Here is a 5,469-nt window from a genome sequence, read left to right as displayed (position 1 = left end):
CCTAAAACAGAATACGAAGAGTTTTATAAAGTTGTTGAAAAACGTGTCTTAGGATATGAATCTCGTATATTGAAAGATATTAAGGATGGGATTACAATAGAAACATTAAATACCAAAAAACAAAGGAAAGCTCCTGAAGAAAAAACAGCTGTTGCGAAACAAAAGAAGCAGCAGAAGCGAGCAAAACGGAAAAAAGAAGCAAGAGATAATCTGACCAAAGAAGAAATCTTGCAGGATGACCGATTTTTCTTTATTGCTGGTTATACCTCCGGAGGTGCACCGTATGGTGTCACCTGGGAAGAAATGGGGCTGAAACCATGGGAAGATTTGGAAGAAAATGAGTAAAAAGATAAGCGTAAAAAATCTGGAACTGTATCAAAAAAAAACAGCAAGACGTGCGCTTATGTCCATGCGGTAGATTATATCCTATGGACGTGGTGCTTTGCCAAAATTGATAGAAAAATCAACGGAGATTGAATTAAATGAAAGTAATGCTTGTTAACGGAAGCAGTCATCTGCATGGAACAACAATGGCAGCTTTGGAAGAAATGATCAAAGTATTTCATTCAGAAGAAGTAGAAACAGAGGTTGTTCAGCTTGGAGGAAAGCCGATAGCAGATTGTCTTCAATGTAATGTCTGTCAAAAAACAGGAAAGTGTGTGATTAAAGATGATGGTGTGAATGAATTTGTTGAAAAGGCTAAAACAGCAGATGGCTTTGTATTTGCAACACCAGTATATTTTGCACATCCAAGTGGACGCCTTTATGATTTCCTGGACAGAGCCTTTTACAGTGCTGGAGGTTATGACGCTTTCAAATTTAAACCGGGTGCTGCTGTTGCAGTGGCGAGAAGAGGAGGAACCACAGCAGCGCTTGATGGAATCAATAAATATTTTGGGATTGCGCAGATGCCAGTCGCCGGTTCTACCTATTGGAACATGGTGCATGGACTTTATGGAGAGGAAGCGTCTCAGGATGAAGAAGGTATGCAGGACTATGCGGAATCTTGCACGAAACATGATTTGGATGATGCGTTGTTTTAAACTTGGAAGAGAGAGTGGTATTCTGTATCCGGAAACAGAAACTAATGCTTGTACCAATTTTATTAAGCGAAGTGATACGTTACGTTAAGCTGATGGCTTTAATTGGAAGTTTTTGGCATTGAAATGTCCGTAGCGAAAAAGACTGATAAAATAATACAGGAAAGCTGACTGGTAAGGTGATGGAAGGGGGGGGTTTGTCTGCGGATGGGCTACAGGACTGATATTCGGATCTGAAAAACAACAAGATCAGTTAAGATTCAGCTGCGGTCTGCTTATTGATGTTATATTATTGTTGGATCGAATATGTCAAATGGGCATGGTTGATAAGTGGAGTATTCTCCGCAAAGTAAAAACCATAATCCTGCTGACAAAACTTGTAGATATTGCGTGTCATGTCAGTGGGATTATTTCTTGTGTCAAGTAAGAAGAGAGTAAAAAAGTGAATTCGAATTCACTTTTTGAGGAACAGGATGTACCGTAAAAACATGTTGTAGGTATAGAAGTCTGCCGTTTGCACGGAAAGGTGTAAACGGCAGACCTTAATATGATTATAAGAGTTTTGTAAGCTTATTTTTTTGTATGATAATCAATTCCTTTATATTCATGGATTCCGTAGGGATCAGGTGAAGGTTCAGTACCAAAACGTCCGCCTGTTGTAGGATATCCATAAATTGTTCCGTCTTTGATATCCATATCGTCTTCCCATGGAAGATGATACTTTCCTTCAGCAAGGTCTTTAATATAGGTCAGGCCACTGTCAGATTCTCCGCCTGGCTTTGCAACATAACCACGATGACCGAGATTATAAATATTATTTTCAAGGCCCCATTCCTTTCTGGCCTGATCTGCAAGTTCTGGATGAATTTCACCAGTAACGATTTCATACGGATTTCGCTGTCCCTGGACAAGAACAGTTCCGTCGTAGTTTGTAATCTGTCCTTCGCCAAAGTAATAGAAAACTCCGTCATAACCTGCAAGATTAACTGAAACAGTATACATAAGGTTCTGCCATGCATTGGAGCGGTTGGTAAGGATCCACTGATCATTAACCTGTGTGCTATAACCGGAAATACGGATATATACGTTGCATCCCTTATAGGCAGCTTCCCTTGCAAGTTCCGGAATCATTCCATCGTGACAGATACATACTGCAAGTTTGGAACCTCCAGGTCCCTCACATACAGGCATTCCCAGATCACCGGGATACCACGGTTCAACAGGATTCCATGGGAAGAGTTTTCTATATTTCAGACAAATCTCACCGTCCGGATTTATAATGATTGCTGTGTTATATGGATTTTTTGTCGGATCTGGATTACGTTCCATAATAGAAAATACACCAAAGACCTTTTCTTCTTTACAAGCCTTTGCAAAAGCTTCAGTTTCAGCTCCGGGAATATCACACAAAAATTCTTCCGTCAGCCATTTTGAAGTGTTCAGCCCCTGGGTACTATATTCTGGAAATATGATCAGTTCCGCTCCAGGATAACCTGCTTTTGTTGCATGTAAAGTACGAACAATTTCTTTTACTTGTTTGTCGATATCTGCACGTGAATTAATGATTGGTACAGGCATCTGAATTGCTGCTACCAAAAATCCCTTGCTCGGTTTGTTGATACTTCCAATACTTCCCATAATAATTCCTCCTGTGATATATTTTTTATCAGAGACAGATATGATCAGAATGATTATCTGTTGCATAAAAAAACGCCACATGGGATAACCCACGTGACGTCCTTGTCTTTGATTGTTTTTGATTATATACTATTTTTAGAAAATGTCAACATGTTTTTTGCAAGTTGGATAAGCTCTAGAATTCCTGAGTAATCGATATAATATTTGTTTCTGTATTTTTGACATTTCTTTCTCATAATGAGAAATATGAATGATGGTCTGTTTCTGTGTACTTTTGAGGAATAGAGAATACCGACGAAAAAAGCTTTTGTAGGTGTATTCATGGATAAAAGGATTGAAAAACCTTCAGGTTTCATGCATTGATTGTAGTATTGTAAAATGCTATACTACAAATATCAATTAACGTATGATGGAGGCGCGGATGAAAACGCATGAATTTGGAAAATCGGATACTGTTCTGATCCAGCCTGTCGGGAAACACGAACTTCCATGGATAGAAAACGAGGTGAGGGAAATACATAGGTTAACTTCCGCGGATTTCAAATATATCGCAGTGGAAATTGATGACTGGAACGATGATCTTTCGCCGTGGAAGGCTCAGGCTGTATTTAAGGATGACGATTTTGGTGGAGGCGCAGTTAAAACGCTGGAGAAAATACTGACGCTTTGTTCAGATAAGAAGAAATACTATATTGGCGGATATTCTTTGGCAGGACTGTTTTCCTTATGGGCAGCATACCAAACGGATATTTTTACAGGAATCGCTGCTGTATCTCCGTCTGTCTGGTTTCCTGGATTTATTGATTATATGAGGGAACATGAGATTAAGAGCAAAACTGTTTATCTGAGTCTGGGTGACAGAGAGGAAAAGACGAGAAATCCGGTTATGGCTCAGGTCGGAAACTGCATCCGGAGCGGGTATGATTGGCTTAAAGAATGTGGCGTAGATTGTACATTGGAATGGAATTCGGGTAATCATTACCGGGAACCGGATATGAGAACAGCAAAAGCATTTGCCTGGATATTGAATCACGAGAAGAACTAATATTTAAAGCTGGAGGGTGTTTGAATGGGAAAAATGACAGATTCGAAAAAGTCTATTCACAAGGAACCATGAATGTAATGGAAATCTGGGTGGACAGGGAAACGGGAGTAAACTATGTGTTTCATGCATCAGGATATACGGGAGGAATGACTCCGTTGTTGGACAGAGATGAAAAACCTGTAGTTTCTCCGGTGCTGAACACCAGCAGATATTGATGAATATCGGCAGTAATGCAGTAAAATATAATCATGATGGCGGTTCTGTGACAGTTACCTGTCGTGAGGTATCCTATACGGATACCACTGCGGAATATGAACTGACCTGTACAGATACCGGGATCGGTATGAGTGAGGAATTTCAGAAAAGGGCATTTGAGCCTTTTGCCCAGGAAGGACAGTTAGCCAGAACAAAATATGCAGGTACCGGTCTGGGACTTGCCATTTCCAGAAAACTGATAGAACTGCAGGGAGGAACTACTTTTCTTTGAGAGCATACAGGGAAAAGGAACCAAATTTATTCTCCATATTTCTTTTGAAATCTCTGCAGAGGAACAGAAAAAGAAATTTCATATGTATCAGAACTGTTCAGTAGAGGGAATTCAGGTTCTGCTGGTGGAAGACAATGAGCTGAATATGGAAATTGCTGAGTTTCTGCTGTAAGAAGAAAAAATGATAGTGACAAAGGCATGGAATGGACGGGAAGCTGTAGAAATCTTTGAGAATTCAGAACCCGGATACTTTGATGTGATCTTGATGGATCTGATGATGCCCAAAATGGGAGGGCTGGAAGCTACCCGCAGAATCAGAAAAATGGATCGAGAGGATGCGAAATCTATCCCAATTGATATAAAAACAATACTTGCTGTCTTTGACCAGGTGTTTGGAACATCATAAAATCCACAAGGATAAAGGTAATAAAAAATATGGATAAAAGACAAAAAATACTGATTGTAGATGATTCAAAATTAAACAGGGACATATTGAAGGAGATTCTCGGAGAAACTTATAATTATCTGGAAGCTGAAAATGGTAATCAGGCAATCCAGATGATAGGAGAAAATATTGAAATTGATCTGATGCTTTTGGACCTCAATATGCCACAGATGAATGGTTTTGAAGTCTTGAAAATAATGAAAAGAAGCCAGTGTATTGCTGAAATTCCTGTAATCATGGTATCTTCTGAAGATGCTGTTGATACTATGCGTAAGGCATATGAGCTGGGAATCACAGATTATATCACACGACCGTTTGATTCTGTGATTGTAAAGAAAAGAGTTCAGAATACCTTGGGCCTCTATATGAACCAAAAGCATCTGATAAATGTGGTTTATGATCAGGTTTACGAAAAAGAAGAAAATAATGATATCATGATCCGAATTATGAGTAATATATTGGGATCCCGTAACAGTGAGAGCAGAGAACACATCCTGCATATTAAAACAGCAACGGAGATGATGCTGAGACAACTGGTAAAATTAACAGATGCTTATCCTTTGACAGAGGCAGATATTGCTTTGATTACAACTGCTTCTTCCCTTCATGATATTGGTAAGATTCGTATTCCGGAAGAAATATTGAATAAACCAGGCAGACTTACCGTTGAAGAATTTAAGATTATGAAAACCCATAGTGAACTTGGCGCGGATATAATTAAGGACATGGACTTTCCACAAGATCATCCACTGGTACATACCGCATGGGAAATCTGCAGATGGCACCATGAAAGATGGGATGGAAAGGGCTATCC

5 protein-coding genes and 2 pseudogenes are annotated in these 5,469 nt (G+C 39.5%); 6 read left to right on the top strand and 1 reads right to left on the bottom strand.

All coding sequences use genetic code 11. The annotated features are described in order from the left end of the window. The coding region (locus AC075L_RS04260; protein WP_476387179.1) for a hypothetical protein at nt 1-345 on the top strand (345 nt) is incomplete at its 5' end. Nucleotides 346-482: 137 nt separating this feature from the next. After that, a pseudogene (locus AC075L_RS04255) lies at nt 483-1,131 on the top strand (flavodoxin family protein). A 479-nt stretch (nt 1,132-1,610) separates the two neighbouring features. Here AC075L_RS04255 and AC075L_RS04250 read toward each other — a convergent pair. Next, the gene (locus AC075L_RS04250; RefSeq protein ID WP_055053642.1) at nt 1,611-2,678 is read right to left on the bottom strand and encodes a formamidase; all 1,068 of its coding nucleotides are present in this window, start codon (nt 2,676-2,678) and stop codon (nt 1,611-1,613) included. A 421-nt stretch (nt 2,679-3,099) separates the two neighbouring features. Here AC075L_RS04250 and AC075L_RS04245 point away from each other — a divergent pair, with 421 nt between their 5' ends. The 4 genes and pseudogenes from AC075L_RS04245 to AC075L_RS04230 all read left to right on the top strand — a co-directional run. Then, nucleotides 3,100-3,723, top strand: a complete 624-nt coding sequence (locus tag AC075L_RS04245; RefSeq protein WP_055053643.1) for an alpha/beta hydrolase — start codon at nt 3,100-3,102, stop codon at nt 3,721-3,723. Between the two features lie 68 nt (nt 3,724-3,791). After that, entirely contained in the window at nt 3,792-3,938 is a 147-nt protein-coding gene (locus AC075L_RS04240; protein WP_055053682.1) for a DUF6440 family protein, read from the top strand. Further along, nucleotides 3,911-4,565 (top strand): annotated as a pseudogene (locus tag AC075L_RS04235) (ATP-binding response regulator); the annotation flags it as partial. The gene AC075L_RS04240 and the pseudogene AC075L_RS04235, both read left to right, overlap by 28 nt. 80 nt (nt 4,566-4,645) lie before the next feature. Further along, a partial coding sequence (locus AC075L_RS04230; protein WP_476387178.1) for a response regulator occupies nt 4,646-5,469 on the top strand: 824 nt, incomplete at its 3' end.

It is taken from the genome of Blautia sp. ZXY-1-B12, from assembly GCF_056339915.1.
This window is presented reverse-complemented; position numbering and strand designations above follow the sequence as displayed.

Coding starts and splice junctions, on each gene's coding strand:
- AC075L_RS04250 (WP_055053642.1), bottom strand. CDS start 2,678: ATGGGAAGTATTGGAAGTATCAACAAACCGAGCAAGGGATTTTTGGTA.
- AC075L_RS04245 (WP_055053643.1), top strand. CDS start 3,100: ATGAAAACGCATGAATTTGGAAAATCGGATACTGTTCTGATCCAGCCT.
- AC075L_RS04240 (WP_055053682.1), top strand. CDS start 3,792: ATGAATGTAATGGAAATCTGGGTGGACAGGGAAACGGGAGTAAACTAT.